The sequence below is a fragment of the Micromonospora sp. MP36 genome, from assembly GCF_008119785.1.
Classification (GTDB): Bacteria; Actinomycetota; Actinomycetes; order Mycobacteriales; family Micromonosporaceae; genus Micromonospora.
The window spans coordinates 21,119-38,487 of the sequence record NZ_VSFA01000027.1 but is presented as its reverse complement, the minus strand read 5'-3'; the positions used below and the strand labels follow the sequence as shown (position 1 = coordinate 38,487).

The following is a 17,369-nucleotide window of genomic DNA, read 5'->3' as shown; positions in this document are numbered from 1 at the left end:
CGGCCGGCGGACGACCTTCGGGAGGACGATGGGCGACAACGGGTGGTCCGCCGATTCGGGAGGTTTCGGGCGCCGGCTGGACGAGCATGAGCCGGGCGGCATGCCGCCGGAGCCGACCGAGGGCCGGATGGTGGACAGCGCCGTCTACGCCGACGGCCGGCGCCATGCCTCCCCGGCCACCCTCGCCGACACCTATCGATGCCTGCAGGAACTCGACGGGGCGATGGCCTGGATCGGGCTCTACCGGCCGAGCACCGCGCAGATCCGATCGCTGGCCCGGGAGTTCGAGCTGCACGACCTGGCGGTCGAGGACGCCATCAACGCCCACCAGCGCCCCAAGCTGGAACGCTACGACCACACCCTGTTCGTGGTGCTCCGGGCCGCGCGCTACATCGACGAGCGCGAGGAGGTCGAGTTCAGCGAACTGCACCTGTTCATCGGGCCGGGCTTCGTCATCACGGTGCGCCACGGCGAGGCACCCGATCTGGCCGCGGTGCGCCGCCGGCTGGAAGCCGACCCACCGGTCCTGGCGCTCGGACCCGAGGCCGTCCTGTACGCGGTTCTCGACCAGGTCGTCGACGGCTACGCGCCGGTGGTCGCCGGACTGGAGAACGACATCGACGAGATCGAGACCCAGGTGTTCGGCGGCGACCCCAACGCCAGCCGCCGCATCTACGAACTCAGCCGCGAGGTCATCCAGTTCCAGCGAGCCGCCCGCCCGCTGGCCAAGGTGCTCGACGCCCTCACCGCCGGGTTCGACGCCTACGGCACGGACGAGGAGCTACGCCGTCGGCTGCGCGACGTCTCCGACCATCTCACCCAGGTCGTGGAACGGGTCGACGGGTTCCGGCACCTGCTGCAGAACGTCCTCGCGGTGAACACCACGCTCGTCAGCCAGGCGCAGAACGAGGAGATGCGCAGCCTCACCGCCGCCAGCTACGCCCAGAACGAGGAGATCAAGAAGGTGTCCTCTTGGGCGGCGATCCTGTTCGCGCCCACGCTGATCGGCACCGTCTACGGCATGAACTTCACGCACATGCCCGAGCTCACCTGGCGCTACGGCTATCTGTTCGCCCTCGCCCTGATGGCCCTGGTCTGTCTGACCCTGTACCTGGTCTTCAAGCGTCGCGGCTGGCTGTGAGGCGGGCAGAGATCATCCACTTCGGACGATAGGGAGCCGGTTCCACGCGTTCGGTCGGCTTGCCGCCAGTCGGACTGGTCGATCAGTCAGGCGACCGCCCCGGGACGGCCGAGCCGTGATCCGATCGGTGGAGCGGGCGTGGCTCCGACGGTGGTGGGGCCCGCCGGTGGGGCCGGAATTGATGTCGAGCGGTGGATTTCGGCGGCCCTCGATACCGCCGAAGACCGCTTCCTCCTACCGTGACGTCCGGCACGCCGGCGGGTGGACGTTGCCGGGAGTCGACCCGGTGGCGCGATTCCGGCGCCTACAGGGGGTTCTCGATGCACGTTCGGAGCCGCGCCGTCGCGGGTCTGGTTGCCGGGGCTGTGGTGCTGCTCGGCCTGCCGGCGGCTGCTGCGGGAACGGTGGCGGGTATGCGCGCCACCGGTGTCGCGAGCACCACCGCTCGCACCGCCGCGGAAGCAGCCGGCGGTGATGCCGCAACCGCTGCCGCCCGTACGGTCGCCCTCGCGGCCCAACCGGTGCCGGGGGACACCCGGCTGGTGCCGAGCACGCCGCGCACCGACGTGCCACGGATCACCAATGGCGAGATCACGGACATCGCCCTGATCGGCAACCGGGTCTTCATCGCCGGCACCTTCACCTCGATCGCCAACGTCGGCGGGACCGCGGTCGCCCAGCGCTCGCTGGCCTCGTACAACATCGACACCGGCAAGATCGACATGGGCTTCCGGCCGACGTTCGACGGATCCGTCGAGGCCGTCGAGGCCTCGCCCGACGGATCGTCGCTCTACGTCGCGGGATCGTTCAACACGGTCGGTGGGGTCGCGAAGCGGAAGATCGTCCGGCTCAACCCGACCACCGGTGCTCCCATCGCGGCGTTCACCGCAACCGCGAACGCCCGGGCGACCGCGCTGGCCGTGAGCAGGACCGCGGTGTACGTGGGTGGCCAGTTCACGACGGTGAACGGCGTGAGCCGCAGCGGCCTGGTAGCGCTCAACCCGACCACCGGCGCGGTGGACACCGGATTCAACCTGCCCCTCTCGGGCGGCATCGGCGTCGGCGGCATGCTCACCGTGCAGCAGCTCAAGCTGACCCGTGACGGCAGCAAGCTACTCGTCGTCCACACCGGTCGCCAGATCGCCGGTCAGGACCGCTACGGTGTCGCCCTCGTCAACACCGCCACCAAGGCCCTCCTGCCGTGGCGCACCCGGCTGTGGGAGGACAACCTCTCCTTCGTCGGCGGCATCCAGCGGGTCTTCGCCGGTGACATCGCGCCGGACGACTCGTACTTCGTCGTCACCAGCGGCTCGGGCGGCGACCGCCCACCGATCAACGACACCGCCATGGCGTTCGCGCTGACCGGCAACGACAACGTAGAGCCGCTCTGGGTGTCCCGGCACTTCGACAGCGTCTACTCGGTCGCCATCACCGCCACGGCCGTGTACGTGGGCGGCCACTTCAGCTGGCAGGAATCGCCGACCGCCAACGTCCCCTGGCCGGGGCTCGACAACGTCGGGTACGGCACGGGCCAGGGCCTGAGCGGTTACGGCCTCGGCGACCAGGTGGTCCGCCGGGACCACCTCGGCGCGCTCGACCCGAAGACCGGCACGGCGCTGGAGTGGAACCCCGGCTCCAACTCGTACGAGGGGGAGAAGTATCTCCTGGCCACCGCGCGCGGTCTCTTCGTCGGTGGCGACGGCAACATCAAGGGCGGCAAGACGGTCGGGCGGGTCGGATTCTTCGACATCGCCAAGGCCCCGGCGCCCGCGCCGGTCGACACGACGATCGTCACGCCCGTCGAGGGCGCGGTGAAGACCGCCAACAGCCCCTTCGTGATCGACGGCCAAGCGGTCGCGCCGACCGGCGTCACCCGGGTCCAGGTCGAGATCCTGAATGCGAAGAAGCAGTACCTGCAGGACGACCTGGTCACCTGGGGCGCCTCGAACAGCATCAACGCCACGATCGCCACGCCGAACGCCACCTCCACCAAGTGGTCGCTGTCGGTGTCGCTGCCCCCCGGCGCGTACCAGATCCAGGCGAAGACGTTCGCCAACGGCGGCGCGAGCGACGCCACCAAGGCCATCAAGAAGATCGAAACCTTCCGGTTCGACGACCTGCCCCCGGCGACGAGGATCGACTCGCCGATCGGTGGCCTGCTCGCCACGAAGAGCTTCATCGCCACCGGCACCGCCACCGACGACAAGGGCATCAGCTCGCTGATCTACTCGTTCCGCACCCCGAACAACCAGTACCTCCAGGACGACGGGACCGTCGCCCCGGTCTACAACACGTTCCGCGGCGAGCCGGACGTCATCGGCGCGCTGTCGACCACCTGGCAGTTCGAGGTGACCCTGCCCATCGAGGGCCAGTGGAAGATGACCGCCACGGCCGTCGACACCGCCGGTCAGAGTGACCTGCGCGGCGACACCCAGGACTGGACCATCTCGGCAACCGGCGTCCCGCCGACCGTGACCATCAGCAGCCCGGCGGCGATGACCCCGCCCACAGCGGCCGCGCCGGTCACCGTCGCGCCCGGCGCCGCGATCACCTTCTCCGGTACGGCCAGGGACGACGACAGCCTGAAGTCGGTCGAGATCTACCTGCGCAACACCGCCACCCGGGAGGCGCTGGCCGCCGACGGCACGTGGGGCGCCGACTCGATCGCCGCCTACTACCGGATCTCACCGACGAACCTCAACGCCACCTCGTACAACTGGTCCTACACCACCAAGCCGCTCACGCCCGGCGTGTACGACTTCCGGGTACGGGCCACCGACAACCTGGGCCTGACCACGACGAGCACCAACCTGGGCCGGCTCACCGTCACCGCCCAGGTGCCCGGTGACGCGTTCCCCAACGGTCTGCTGAACTTCACCGGCGTCGACCAGAACGTCGAGCAGTTGCACCTCGACCTGGCCGGCACGGCGACCGACGACAAGGGCGTGCAGGGCGTACGGGTGGCGTTGCGCGACCTGGACACCGGCCGGTACGTGCAGCCGAACGGCACCATGGCGGCGAGCTTCGCCACGGTGAACGCCAAGCTCGCCTCGCCCGGCGCGACGAGCACCACGTTCACCCTGTCGATCGACCTGCCGACCAAGGGCGAGTACAGCGTCGAGGCGTGGGCGGTCGACACGGCGGGCCAGCAGGACGGCTCGACCGCCGGTGCCACCGCCAAGTACCTCGTGTATCCGGGCGACCTCGACCCGCGGCTGGAGCCGAGCCTCACCCCGCAGGACGGGGCGGCCTACACCGGCCAGCGGATCGTGGTCAGCGGACGGGCTGTGGACGACGTCGGGATGCTCCGGGTGGAGATCCAGATCGTCAACAGCGCGGGCCAGGGCATGAACGCCGCCGGTGGGTTCGGCGGTCTCCCCTGGATCTCCGCTTTCCTCACCAGCCCGGGTTCGCCGGGGTCGAACTTCGCGTACACGTCGCCGGTGATCCCGGCCGGCGCCTACACCGTGTCGATCAGGGCGGTCGACAACTACGGCCAGCTGCAACAGCCGCCGAAGACCGTCGCCGTGACCGTCAAGTAGGCCGATCGGCCGCAGACCGATCCGTCGGGGTCCAGGCCCCGCGACGGATCGGTCTGCGGCCGCCGGGGCTGCGGGCCCATATCGGTCGTGCTCATGAACCGATGGCGTCCAGCTCGACCAGCTCGTCCCGCGGAAGGGTCAGCGCGGCGGCGGCAACGTTCTCGCGCAGGTGCGCGACGGATGAGGTACCGGGAATGAGCAGGATGTTCGGGGAGCGCTGCAGCAGCCACGCCAGCGCGACGGCCATCGGCGTGGCGTCGAGACGTGCGGCGACCGCGGTCAGCTCCTCCGACTGGAGTGGGGAGAAGCCACCGAGCGGGAAGTAGGGCACGTAGGCGATGCCCTGCGCGGCGAGCGAGTCGATCAGATCGTCGTCGTCCCGGTTCGCGATGTTGTAGAAGTTCTGCACGCACACGATCGGCGCGATGGACTGCGCCTCGGCAACCTGGTCGGCGTTGACGGTGCTGAGACCCAGGTGCTTGATCAACCCCTCCTGCTGCAACTGCGCGAGCACCGTGAACGGCTCGGCGATCGACCCGGGAGTGGGCCGGTCGAACCCGCCGACGCGCAGGTTGACGACATCGAGCACGTCGAGTCCGAGGTGATCCAGGTTGTCGTGCACGGCCTGGCGCAACTGCTCGGGAGCCAGCGCCTGCGGCCAGTTCCCCTCGGCGTCGCGCAACGCCCCGACCTTCGTCACGATGTGCAGACCATCCGGATATGGGTGCAGAGCCTCCCTGATGATCTGATTGGTGACGTACGGGCCGTAGAAGTCGGCGGTGTCGATGTGGTTGATCCCCAGCTCGACGGCCTCGCGCAGCACGGCCACGGCAGCGTCGCGGTCGGCCGGTGGGCCGAAGACGTGCGGGCCGGCCAACTGCATCGCCCCGTACCCCATCCGGCTGACGGTGAGATCCCCCATCCGGAACGTTCCGCCGGAAGGCATGGTCGGTGTCACGAAAAGTCCTCTCCGTTGTCGCGAATCCCGCGGGCATCCCCGCCGACGCGGCCACGAAACCGCGGCGGCGTCAGCACGTCCTGACTACACCACCCCGCCACGCCCGCGCGTAACAGAGCTGTGGACGCGGCGGAAGCTGCTCGGCAGTGAGCTGGCTTGACCTGCGCCGCCACGCTGGCTGTCACGTCCAGGAGTTGACCGCCGTTGACCGCCTTCGCCCATCCCAACGGGCACGCAGCGGGCACGGCGACCGAGGCATTATGAGATCAAAACTGCCCGTCCCGCCGACCTGGGCACCATGGTCGTCTAGCAGCGGAAAGGTCCAACATCTCTCATCGCTCCCCACCGTCCGTGGGCCTCTCGCGGACTGGACGCGGACCGCTGCCCGTCACGGCAGCGCGAAAGGTCAGTGCGGTTGGCGGCATAGCGGGAACCGCAACGTGACGATCCCCGTCATAGAGCCGACGGTGTGACGGTCGGGAGGGCGCTAGATGCGTCGTAAGTTTGTCGTCGTGGTTGTCGCCGGAATGCTCACCGGTATTGCGGGCAGCGCTGCGGGCTGCGCCCGCAACACTTCCGCCGGTTCGCCGGTCACCAGCTTGCCGGTCAGCGTAGCGCCGGTTGGAGACTGGCCGGCCGGCGTTAAGGAGGCCGAGGTCTACGTAGAGGTGTTACGCAGGTATCTCGGCACGCCTGCGGAGAACTCTTTCCCTGCGCGGACCCTCAAGACGGTCTACGTGCTCGATCAGGCCCATCCGGACGCAGGAGATCCTCTCGGGAAGCATGAGCGGGGCACTCCAATTGCGCGGAACACCCAGCAGCAGGTAACGGCCTCTCTGGCGGCGGTAGCAAATGTGACTTTCATCGACGACGGGGAGGCAGTGATCGAGACGAGGGACGGCTGCCCACAAGTCAAGGACGGCGGCATCTTGATCACGCTGGGCACGGTGAACGGCGACGATCAGAAGGTGCAGGTCCCGATCACCGGCTTTGTCGCCTGCCTCGGCGCCACCTGGCTGACCTACGTGGTGCAGAACAGACCTGGTACCGGGTGGCGGGTGACGGGCACGACCGGCCCGAGTGCAATCTCATAAACCCGCGAACGATCCCGCCGCGACTCCTCACCCCGTCTCACAGCCCTGGGACCGCCCAGTTGCGCGGTCTTGACGAGTAGTGACCGGCGACGCGGGTCACGCCGCTGAGCAGGTCGGCGATGGGTCGCCGCCGCCATCGGGATGAGGTTGTGGAATTGGCCCAGCGGGGACTGCCCAGCGCCGCCAGCGTGTGATGCTGCTTGTCATGGCGACACCGCCCGGGCGGGAGCTGTTCGACTGGTACGTCGGATAGCCGGCCCACGTTTCCCTACAACCATTTGGACGCGAGCCGGGCGAAGCTGGCGAGGCGATCGGGCACGCAGCGGGCACGGAAGCCCCGGAAGGCAGACCAGTGATCGTTGATCAAGGCGATGACCTGGTGCCCCCGGCAGGATTCGAACCTGCGACACACGGTTTAGGAAACCGTTGCTCTATCCCCTGAGCTACGAGGGCGCGAGGGCTCAGTCTAGCGACCTGCGCGTTGATCCGGGATGGCAGGGAGCGGCCTGCGTTGACCTGGGTTGATCGGCCCGCACGGGCGGGGCGATGACCACACGTCGACCACACGGATCACGTCGACGACCGGAACCCGTGGCCCGGGTTGGCGGTTGATGATACTGGTTGACCCGGGTTGGCACCTGCTGGAGAGCACACATCCCACACATCATCGAAGATCAGCAACAGCCGGGTCGCCGAGCGTGGCGTAGCGGGAAGCGCGAGAGTCCAGGCCCCCTGGACGCAATCCTCAACGACGCTGCCAACCAGGTAAAAGCGTCTCGGTCGCTTCAACCACGGTCGCCATGGCTGCCTAGCCACTCGCTACTCGAAGCATCTGATCGTAGACCGATGCTTGTCTATGGACGCCGATCCAGCGAGCCAGCCGGCGCCCCAGTCCCGCATGATCCGTGTGGGTCTCCATAGGTATCAGCAGGTCCAGGCTCTTTACCGGCTCTTGTCGATTGCCTCTTGCCGCCAGACGTGGCCCCAGAATCCGAGCGAGCCCCGGCACGTCCGCGTCAGTCCCCGACGTCCGAGCAGCCACCGATCAGCCACGGATCGTCGCCCACTCCAGTGCCAGGGCCGGCCAGCGCGGTGACCGCTACAACTGTCGGACGCTATCGCGCCACTGCAGCGACCGCACACGGCATAGCCTTGCCGGGACGCGCAATGTCTCCACCTTTCGCCGCCTGGGCTTTGGCTGCGCTCAGCCCGGTGACCTACCCCAGCGGGTCGTTCGCATGGTTGCGTCTGTTCGCTATGAGACACAGGCAGGGTGCGGCACAAAGGCCGACGCTCAGTTTGTGTAAGCAACAAGCGTGTAGACGAACTCCTTGCCACCGCGGTTCGAGACCGCCGCTTGACGCCGTTTCAGCGCCGCAGCGTCGACGAGGCGTTTTAGTCGGTTGTTCGCGTTCTGAGCCGTGATCGAGAGCTGCGCCGCCAGGTCTGCGGCTCGAAATTCGTGCAGTTGCAACACAGCCTCAAAGGTCTCGAGGAGCGGCTCGGTACGACCAACGAGTGTTGGTACGTTGCCTTCGAGGGCCAGCGCGACGAGGTCCCGGCGCTCGAGGCAGATGGCAACTGCCTCCCGAGTCTCTTCGTTCAGCCCGGCGAGCCGCACGCCCGCTGTTGTCAGGTCGCCGGCCCCAAGTGCGGTGTAGAACTTGCCGAGGAATTCGTCAGCGAAGCTGATCGTCATCGCCTCGACCCCGTCGAAGTCGATGGTCACGACGGAGCCTGCGATCGCCGCCTGGATTGCTCCTGCGAGATCCTCGCGCGCCTGCCGTGCCTTGCTTCTGGTCGCCAGGAAGGCGCCGAACCGGCGTACTGGGAAGTCAAGAGCAGCGGAATCCATCGTTATCTCCAGTTTCAGTGAAACCATTGAAACATAGGGTCAGGGGTCGCGCACCCTGAGCCACGCCCATGTTCCTGTGATCTCGTCCGCCGTAGCCGCATAGTCGCGGCGTCGATCATCGCGGCGGGCTGCCACGCTGGCAAGCCCTGTTCCGCTGCGCAGCACGAGGATCGAGTATCCGGCGTTGTCGGTGACGTTGAATAAGTCGGCGAGCCCGTTGCCCCGCTTGTCGCTCGTGCCGGTCACGCCCGGCTGCAAGGCGTGGGCGAGAGCGCCCTTGTCGTCTCGTAGGCCACGGTACGCGGGGTTCTTTCGCAGGTGCTTCAGGATGCCGATGCCGGTATCGCAGATCGCGAACTCCAGGCCCCGGCGCTTCGAGGTTCTGCCGGTGTATGTCTGCGCGGCGGCGAACGCGCCGATGGGGCTCGCGCCGTGGCTGACGGCATTGTCGACCAGTTCGCCGATGCTCTGCACGGCGCGACGGCCGAAGGCGGGATCGAGCTGTGCGAGCGCGACGCGTCCGATGCGGTCCATGAGTTCGTCCTCGGTCTCCGCCGACACCCGCATCACCTCCACCAGCTTGTCGGAGCGATCCAGGCGCCGATGCTCCGGTGCCGAACCGACGACCCGACTCCCGGGCGGAAGGGCAGCTCGAAGATCCATCCGCGCCAAATAAGACGAGATATCGCTTTCACCCGGCATGTGCAGTGTCGTGGGGACGTCGAGCGACTCAAAGGTCTGTGCGAGAGCGGCAACAGCCGCCAGTTCGAGCGGGCTGGCGAACGTAAGCTGCCGCATGTCGAGCACCAGGTGCCCGGGGTCCTCGGTTCGGTGGACAGGGGTGCCACGGCGCAGGAGCGGCCGCCGGCCGACGAACTCGATCCGCATCCGTTCACCTTGGCAGGCCAGTTCGATGACGTCACGTCACGCGCCGGGGGCGCACGAGCCAGACCAGTTTCATGGGATACAGTGAAACCGAAGACACGGTTCCTTGCAGGAGTTCGACATGCCGCACGTCCCATATGTGGACCACGAGGCGCTGGCCCGCCATGCCAACAGCGCCGTCAACGTTCCGAGTGCCGAGGCCGCCAAGCGACGCGAGCAGGTGAGGTACCTGCGCGAGCGGCTGGAGGCGCACATCGCCGCGCACCCCGATTACGACCTAGTGAAGCTGCGTGGGTCGGGCAGCACCGCGAAGCACACGGCGATCCGGCGGCGGCGCGGCGAGGGCTCGGACGCCGACGTCGCGGCGTATGTCCGGGCCGGCCAGGTCGGCGGCTTGGACGTCAACGAGGCGGACTTGCTGAACTGGCTGCTGGAGCGCTGCAAGGAGGTCTACGGCAGGACCAAGGTCGCTGAGGACTTCCAAGTCTCAGACCACGCGGTCGGCATCACCATGCACGGCACGAAGCTGAAGATCGACGTTGTCCCTGTGTTGTACGTGGGCGACGCCGACGACAAGGGCTACCTCGTCACTCGCGACGGCACGCGGGTGCTCACCTCGGTCACGCAGCACCTGCAGTTCATCCGCTCGCGGCGCCAGACGGCCGGTGCCGAGTACCTCGAACTCATCCGCCTGCTCAAGGCGTTCATCCGCGAGGCGAAGCGCAACGACGAGCAGCTGCGGTGCAAGAGCTTCCTGATCGAGCTGATCGTCGCGCACCTGTGGGACCACGGCTGGCTTGGCGCGCCGCTGGCGGTAAATGACTACCCGCGGGCGTTCGAGCAGGTGCTGGGCTACATCGTGAACACCGAGCTGCGCTCGCCGATCATCTTCACTGACTTCTACGACCGCTCCGCGATCGGGCCCAGCAATGACGCCATGCAGGTCTGGGACCCGGTCAACCCCGACAACAACATCGTCAGCAGCTACACCGAATACCACCGGGCCCGGCTCGTTGACGTGGCGAAGTCCGCGTTCGAGGAGATCAATTGGGCCGCGCTCGCGCCGACCAAGGGCGACGCCGTGGCGGCGTGGTGCAACCTGCTCGGCCCGTCGTTCGGGGTGGCCTGATGACGTACGCGCTGACCCGGTCGGCCTCCGACTCTCTCACGATTACCCAGGCGCGCTACGTCGGCGCGAAGGTCGGTGCGGACCTGCGGATGCTGGCGAACCTGTACGGCAAGCCATCCCTGGACCGTATCGACGACTACGTCGAGGAGGTGGCGCTGCTGCTACGGGACGGCTACCTCGGCACCGTCGACTTCGGGTTCAAGGAGCTGAACTCGAACGCGTGGCGCCTGCGGCTGCGATACACCGCTACGACCGGCGGCCATCTCGTGGACAGCCGCCCCGGCAGCTTCCCGTCCTCGGTCGTCGTCGCGGGGATGCCCTTCTACAGCTTCCTCAACTACTCGACGAAGTTCCTGCTGCTCGCGGCCAGCGAGCGGCAGCGGATCAAGGCCGGGCTTCCGGTGCAGCGGAGCGACGCCGACGAGCCTGCGGCCATCGCCGGAACGTCCACGTCCGGGCACGGCTACGCGCGCAACGGTATCGGTGTCGACCGCAGCGTGTACGTGGCCTGGTAAGCACCTCAAGGAGATCATGTTGACCACGCAGGATGACCTGTTCCAGCCCGTCATCGAGCTGCCCGAGCCCGTGCGGGCCGACCGGTATCGGCGCCTCCTCGGGCTTGACGACGTCAAGAACCGGCTCCGCAAGGAGGCGATGCTGCTCGCCGACCCGCATCGCTTGCAGCTGTGGGCGGAGAAGTTCCACGGCCTCGAGGTCGCCGCCACCACACTGTTCGCAGACCGGGCTCCCCTCTTCGTGTTCGCCGGCGACGTCGGGTGCGGCAAGAGTGCCCTGGCCGAGTCGTTCGGATGCGACCTCGCCGACGAACTGGACCTGCCCGTGTACCTGTACCGGCTCAAGCTCGCCACCCGGGGCAGCGGCCTGGTCGGCGAGATGACCGGGCTCATCGGCGCCGCGTTCGAACACCTCCACCTGCAGGGCGCGAAGTCCCGGACGCCCCGCGGGATCAACGCCGTGTCGGTACTTGTCGTCGACGAAGCCGACGCCCTCGTGCAGTCCCGGGCAAACCAGCAGATGCACCATGAGGACCGCGCCGGCGTCGACGCGTTCCTCGCCGGCGTCGACGGACTTGCTGGCGCGCGGGTCCCCGTGCTGGTCGTGCTCTGCACGAACCGCCTCGGGGCACTCGACCCGGCGATCATGCGTCGCGCGGCCGCCACCTTCGTCTTCGACCGCCCGGACACGGCGCAGCGCCTCACCGCGTTGCGCCACGCGCTGCGCGGCATCGACGTTGCGGGGTCGACCCTCGACCGGCTGGCCGATCTGACGGGACCGGACGGTGAGCGCGTCGGCTATACCTACTCAGACCTGACCCAGCGACTCGTTCCGGCGGCGATCATGGACGCGTTCCCCGACGGCGCGCTGACTGACGAGATCCTCCTGCGCACCGCCCGCGCGATCGAGCCAACGCCCATCTTCGAGGAGCATGGCGCGACCCCGTGAGCCGATCCGCTGCCAGGATCCGTGAGCGACGTCAGGCACCTCCCCTGCAAGCTGGACGAGGTGCCCTGGACGCGGCACAGAGGGCTGGCGTTGCCGTACCGAAGCGCAGGCCGAACCGCTCGCCAAATGCTAGCCCGTCGATGCGATTGTTCTGCTTCGACTGCCATTTTCGATGCTCGAACTTGGTCCCGGGAGGAGTGTCGCACCCCCCGGCGGGCTTGCCGGCGACCCAAGAATGCGCACGTCGGAATGCAAGCCGCTACGTCACGGTTGCGCTGATTGGGCTCCCCTCGGCTCCCGGGCGAGAGGTCGGCGCGCACCATCATCGCGAATTGAATAGGTAACTTTATTAGTCGGAGGGGATGGGATGGGTGTCGAGAAGGCATTCGACGACTTCCAGGACGTGGTCAACGCCGACAAGGAACACGTAGACCTCGCGCGCGAGCGGCGGGACGTTTTCAAGAAGGCGTTCAAGGCCGAGTCGGACGTCGCCGAGGTGTTCGGGTCGGGATCGCTTGCCCGCAGCACCCAGCTCGACCCGGTACACGACGTCGATCTCGTGATCGTCTACCGGTGGGAGGATCACCCTGACTGGGGCCAGCCGGGCGAGTCGGCCAGCGAGGCGCTGGAGCACGCGCGCGAGCGCGTGAAGTACCTGCTGGGCGCTACGGACGGCACTGTCGACCAGCTGGTCCGCTACACGCTGCCCCGTGACCGTGCGGTGAAGTGCTTCATCGACCCGCCCGAGTTCGAGGACGCGTTCACCGTTGACGTGATGCCGGTGCTGCGTCAGGCCAACGGGACGCTGCTCATCCCGTCGAAGCGCTCCAACGAGTGGACCACGGCCGACCCGGAGTACCTGATCGAGGCGGTCGCCGACCACCAGCGGGACTGGGAGCACTTCCGGGCAATGGTCCGGGTGCTGAAGCGGTGGCGGCTCTCGGTGCCGACGAAGGTCAAGTCACTGGTGATGGAGGTGCTCGCGCTGCAGTGCATGCCGCGCAGCGGCACCCGGCCCGAGGCGCTGCGGGCGTTCTTCACCGCTGCGGCCATCCAGGTGAACTGGGGCGTCAACGACCCTGCGGGACATTGCGGAGCGATTCAGGTCGATCTCGATATTCCGGTACTACGGGAAGCACTGGAGGAAGCTCGGGATGCCGCGACCCGGGCGTGCGCGCTCGACGCCGACGGCGACGCCGACGAGGCCCAGCGCACGTGGCAGGAGGTCTTCGGGTCGGACTTCCCGGCGCCGGAGAAGAAGGTCTCGCCTACCGTCACCGGCCCGGCGTTGATCACCGGCCGCCCGATTCGCGACGCGCCGCAGGGCTGAATCCCGTGAAGGATGTACGTCCCGTGCCGGTGACCTGGTGGCAGTGTGAGCCACGGCGCCTGAAGCGCGATCAGGAGGAGGTCCGGCAGCGGTTCCCGGACCTGGAGTGGCAGAACGAGGGAGCTGGCGGCTGGATAGGGCACCTGCCGCGCTGGCCGTTCGCTCGTCCTGAGCCACCCGGTCTCGTCAAGGCGATCGGCGAGAGGGGTCTCCTCGTCGCGGTCGTCTATGGGCACGCGTACCCGATGGTGCCGCCAGCCATCTTCCCCGACGACCCGCAGCCGCCCCTCATCGCGCGCACTGACCAGCGGTGGCACGTGATGGGCGATGGCAGCTTGTGCCTGTTGCAGGACGACGCGACATGGACCGGGCGCGACTCGGTGGTGGAGCTGCTGCTGAAGGCCGCAGGGTGGCGCGTGGAGTTCGAGTTGATGCGCCGCGGCCTGATCGGCGCGATGACGATCGACGGCATCGTCGATGACGATCAACTCGACCATCTACTTGGTCAACCGGAAGCGGGCGAGAGCAACACGACGGCCGGCACGGATGCCAGACTGAGCGATGGCGCCTGATGCGTGAGCTGATCGTTCTTGTCCCCCACGAGGCCGCCAGCCGCATTCGCGGTAGCGGCTCCTGGGGCAACGTCACGTTCAAGGTCTCCGCGGCCCAGAACGCCGGATACGTCCACCAGATCTCTTCCGGGCCCGACACGGTGATGCTTCCGGTGGAGCTGCAGCCGGTGCGTCGGCACTTCCTCAACTCGGGCGAGATCCACTGCGGCGGGCGGTGGTACCGAGTCGGGGCCGACCTGCACGTCTTGTGGTACTTGGGCCGCCGCCGGACGACGACGCTCAAGCTGGAGTCGTTCAAGGCGTTCGTGAAGTCCGGCTTCGTGCACCCGGGCAAGGCCGCGTACATCGCGATCACCCATGCCCCCGACGCGGTCGACCGCATACCCGGTGAGCGCCTGCCTGCTCTGGCGGCATGGCACGTTGGAGCTGACGGTGCCGCTCCGCTGGACATCGACTGCGAGCCAGAGGTGCTCGGCAACGAGCAGCTGGTCCAGTCTTGGCCTCTGGAGTATCTGAAGCCGTCGACCGTGATGGTGGTCGGCGCGGGCAGCATCGGCGGTGCCGCCGCGCACGCGCTCGCCACGTATGGTGCCGGCCGGCTATACCTCGTCGACCCCGACCGCTTGCGGTGGCACAACTTGGTCCGGCACATGTGCGGTCCCGAGCACGTCGGGCGATCCAAGGTCTCAGCGGTTCGCCAAGATCTAGAATTGCTCCGGCCCGGAGTCGAGGTGCGAGACTTCGAGCTCGACGTGGCGCAGGATGCCAACCAGATCCGCGCCCTGCTCATGAGCACCGACATTGTCGTGGGAGCAACGGATGGCGTCGCGTCCCGTCGGGTGATCAGCCACCTGGCCCGCCGCGCTCGCCTCGACGCGGTGCTGGCGTGCGTGCTCGAGGACGGAGCCCTCGGTGAAATCCTGCGCCTACGCCCCTGGCCCGACCGGGGCTGCCTGACCTGCCAGCGGCACGCCCTTCGCGGGGCCGGCGCGATCGACCCAGAGCCGGGCATCGACGCCGGATACGGCACCGGCAGCCGCCACCGCCCCATGACCGCCGTCGGCGCCGACCTTCACCTAGTTGGCCAGCTCGCGGCCAAGGCGGCCGTAGCGACGCTCCTCGAGCGCCGCGGATTCCCCGACCAGCAACTGCCCGGCGATCACGCCGTCATCGCCCTGCGACCCCAGCCAGGCAGAGCAGCCCCGTTCGACCTGACGCACACGGAAACCATCCGATGGCGGCCAGGGACACCGCCGATTCCCGGTTGCCCCACCTGCGAGGATCCGTGACAGCCCGGGTAGGCCGGGTCGTCCTCTCTCCGGCCGCGGCCACGACCATACGAGACGAAGCCGCGCGGTCCGACGATGGCAACGAAACCGGCGGGCTCCTCCTCGGCCACATCGAGCCCACCGGGACGGCCCAGGTTCGGTACGCGGGAGGGCCCGGTCCGGCCGCCGTCCGCAGGCCAGCGTTCTTCCTCCGCGACCTACATCACGCGCAACGCGTCGCCGCGGACGCGTTCGCGCGCGACCGCAGCATGTGGATCGGGGAATGGCACACCCATCCACGCGCAGCGCCAACACCCAGCGATCAGGATCTGCGCACGTATCTCGGGTTCCTCGACGACCCGGAGCTGGGCCTCGACGCCTTCATCACGATCATCCTGACCAGCCGGACCGGAGCATGGGACCGGCCCGAAGCGCACGCATGGATCTGCTACCGACACGCTGCCGAGCACGTCCCGCTCATCCTCGCGCCCCACAAGCACAGTGCGCCCGCCGACCCGAACACGCCGCTTCCCACGACGAGGACTCGCCCATGACGCTTCCCGCTCGGGCCGCCGCACTCCGCGGTGACGACTACCAGCACATCATTGGCTGGTACTGGGCATGCCGCGCCCTGACCGACGCTGACATCACCTCCGTGAGCATCGAGGACGTCGGCGGCGGTGCGTTCGACGACCTCGTCGTCCTGCGGAACAGCGGCGCCGACTGCTACTACCAGATCAAGAGCTCAAACACGGACGAAACCGTCGTCAACGCCGAGTGGTTGACCACCGCAACCGCCACCAAGGGCAAAAGCCCTCTTCAGCACTTCCACACGACCTGGGCGGCCAACCGGCACGATAATCCCCGCCCGCATTTCCAGCTGATCACCAACCGGGCCTTCGATCCCGACGACCCGATCCTCAAGCTGCACGACAAGTACACGAACACGGTCGGCCGCCTCCTCCGGCCAAAAACCCCCCGCAGCGCCGCCGGCAAGCAACGCAAAATCTGGGCCAACCACCTCGGCATCACTGAGGCCGAACTGCTGGACTTCCTCGACGAATTCGAGTTGCACCACGAAGGCGGCGAGACGTCCTGGACCCGGCAGGCGCGCGACGCGATGCGCGCCGCCGGTCTCCGGGTTGACGACGACGCCGTGCTCCGGGGCCGCGACCTCGTCCGCGACTGGGTCAAGACCGGAGCCGGGCCGCAGACACGCGATGCCATCCGCGAGCAGGTCGCCCAAGCGGATCTCCTCGCCCGCCAGGGGACGCTCATCTTCGCGGTGCACGCGGTCGACCGTCCTGCGCACAGCCTGCAGCCCGTCGTGACCCTTGACTTCGTCGACCTTTACGACGGCGCCACCGACCGGGAGCGACGACAGCTACGCAACCCCGACGACTGGCAGGCGGTCGTCATGCCGTCCCTCACCAGCAAGATCCGCGACCTCGAAGCATTCGGTGTCAGGCGGGTGCACATCACCGGTGCCATGCGACTGCCCATGTGGTTCGCGACCGGAGTCCGGCTTCCGGATATCCGAGGATGGGTGGTGTCGGCGGACCAACGCAACGTCGAATGGTGCAGCGACGCACCACCCGCCGACGTCGAAGCCCAGGAACTCCGCCGCGTCGAACTCGGCCAAGGCGAGGACCTTGCCGTCGCCATTGCCCTGACGCACAACGTGGCCAAGGACGTCGAGGACTACCTGCGCCGAGGTGCCCTTCCCGTGTGCGACTTCCTCACCCTCGGACCTCCGGACGGACCGGGCCAGACCGCCGTACCGGACGCGGCGTTCGCCGTCGGCTGGGCGCACGCCGCTCGCGCCCGCATCGTCGACGTCGTCCGGCAGTCGCGCGCACCCCGGCTGCACCTGTTCTTTGCCGCGCCCGCAGGCGCGGCGCTGATGATCGGCCACCACTGGAACCTCTTGCCGCCCACGACCGTGTACGAACACCTCGGCACGACGTACACGCCAACCATGACGATCAGTTGAGGAAGGCATCGGCGGATCAAACGTCGGGCACCGCTGGCTCGGAGGGCACGCCGACGAGGTGCCCTCCGCACTACGCCAACACCCGCGCGCCGAATCGGTCGCAGAGCGGTACGGAAGTAGCGGCGATCGACGAGATTT

Annotated in this window: 14 protein-coding genes and 1 tRNA gene; 11 read left to right on the top strand and 4 right to left on the bottom strand. The window is 68.0% G+C overall.

Features of this window, described 5'->3' with window-relative positions:
* Positions 1-28 precede the first annotated feature (28 nt).
* Together corA and FXF52_RS19400 are read left to right on the top strand one after the other, a co-directional pair.
* Positions 29-1,141: a magnesium/cobalt transporter CorA gene (corA, locus tag FXF52_RS19405; RefSeq protein ID WP_148798544.1), complete on the top strand. Its 1,113-nt coding sequence runs from the start codon at positions 29-31 to the stop codon at positions 1,139-1,141.
* 320 nt (positions 1,142-1,461) lie between these two features.
* A complete protein-coding gene (locus FXF52_RS19400) occupies positions 1,462-4,683 on the top strand; it encodes a delta-60 repeat domain-containing protein (RefSeq protein WP_148798542.1) in 3,222 nt (1,073 codons plus the stop codon).
* 91 nt (positions 4,684-4,774) lie between these two features.
* On the opposite strand, the gene FXF52_RS19395 is transcribed toward FXF52_RS19400, so the two are convergent.
* On the bottom strand, positions 4,775-5,629 hold the full coding sequence (locus tag FXF52_RS19395) for an aldo/keto reductase family oxidoreductase (protein WP_148798625.1): 855 nt from the start codon (positions 5,627-5,629) through the stop codon (positions 4,775-4,777).
* A 503-nt stretch (positions 5,630-6,132) separates the two neighbouring features.
* Between FXF52_RS19395 and FXF52_RS19390 the strand changes: the two genes are divergently transcribed.
* The gene (locus tag FXF52_RS19390) at positions 6,133-6,735 is read left to right on the top strand and encodes a hypothetical protein (RefSeq protein ID WP_148798540.1); all 603 of its coding nucleotides are present in this window, start codon (positions 6,133-6,135) and stop codon (positions 6,733-6,735) included.
* Positions 6,736-7,112: 377 nt separating this feature from the next.
* On the opposite strand, the gene FXF52_RS19385 is transcribed toward FXF52_RS19390, so the two are convergent.
* From FXF52_RS19385 to FXF52_RS19375, 3 genes are all read right to left on the bottom strand, one after another.
* A tRNA-Arg gene (locus tag FXF52_RS19385) sits at positions 7,113-7,188 on the bottom strand.
* A gap of 841 nt (positions 7,189-8,029) precedes the next feature.
* Entirely contained in the window at positions 8,030-8,617 is a 588-nt protein-coding gene (locus tag FXF52_RS19380; protein WP_148798538.1) for an STAS-like domain-containing protein, read from the bottom strand.
* A gap of 12 nt (positions 8,618-8,629) precedes the next feature.
* Positions 8,630-9,478, bottom strand: a complete 849-nt coding sequence (locus FXF52_RS19375) for a hypothetical protein (protein WP_148798536.1) — start codon at positions 9,476-9,478, stop codon at positions 8,630-8,632.
* A gap of 118 nt (positions 9,479-9,596) precedes the next feature.
* Here FXF52_RS19375 and FXF52_RS19370 point away from each other — a divergent pair, with 118 nt between their 5' ends.
* The 8 genes from FXF52_RS19370 to FXF52_RS19335 all read left to right on the top strand — a co-directional run bounded on the left by FXF52_RS19370 (position 9,597) and on the right by FXF52_RS19335 (position 17,231).
* Positions 9,597-10,604, top strand: a complete 1,008-nt coding sequence (locus FXF52_RS19370) for a CBASS oligonucleotide cyclase (RefSeq protein ID WP_222870577.1) — start codon at positions 9,597-9,599, stop codon at positions 10,602-10,604.
* On the top strand, positions 10,604-11,119 hold the full coding sequence (locus FXF52_RS19365; protein ID WP_148798534.1) for a hypothetical protein: 516 nt from the start codon (positions 10,604-10,606) through the stop codon (positions 11,117-11,119). Before FXF52_RS19370 ends, FXF52_RS19365 begins: the two co-directional genes overlap by 1 nt.
* A 19-nt stretch (positions 11,120-11,138) precedes the next feature.
* On the top strand, positions 11,139-12,068 hold the full coding sequence (locus FXF52_RS19360) for an ATP-binding protein (RefSeq protein WP_148798621.1): 930 nt from the start codon (positions 11,139-11,141) through the stop codon (positions 12,066-12,068).
* A gap of 367 nt (positions 12,069-12,435) precedes the next feature.
* Positions 12,436-13,398 carry a nucleotidyltransferase domain-containing protein gene (locus FXF52_RS19355; RefSeq protein ID WP_148798532.1) on the top strand — a complete coding sequence of 321 codons (963 nt, stop codon included), beginning with the start codon at positions 12,436-12,438 and terminating at the stop codon, positions 13,396-13,398.
* 23 nt (positions 13,399-13,421) lie between these two features.
* A complete protein-coding gene (locus tag FXF52_RS19350) occupies positions 13,422-13,970 on the top strand; it encodes a hypothetical protein (protein WP_222870576.1) in 549 nt (182 codons plus the stop codon).
* Positions 13,970-15,259, top strand: coding sequence for a ThiF family adenylyltransferase (locus tag FXF52_RS19345; RefSeq protein ID WP_222870575.1), 1,290 nt, complete (start codon positions 13,970-13,972; stop codon positions 15,257-15,259). Before FXF52_RS19350 ends, FXF52_RS19345 begins: the two co-directional genes overlap by 1 nt.
* Entirely contained in the window at positions 15,256-15,792 is a 537-nt protein-coding gene (locus FXF52_RS19340; RefSeq protein WP_222870574.1) for a Mov34/MPN/PAD-1 family protein, read from the top strand. Before FXF52_RS19345 ends, FXF52_RS19340 begins: the two co-directional genes overlap by 4 nt.
* A gap of 101 nt (positions 15,793-15,893) precedes the next feature.
* The gene (locus tag FXF52_RS19335) at positions 15,894-17,231 is read left to right on the top strand and encodes an SAVED domain-containing protein (RefSeq protein WP_187413595.1); all 1,338 of its coding nucleotides are present in this window, start codon (positions 15,894-15,896) and stop codon (positions 17,229-17,231) included.
* Positions 17,232-17,369: the final 138 nt, after the last annotated feature.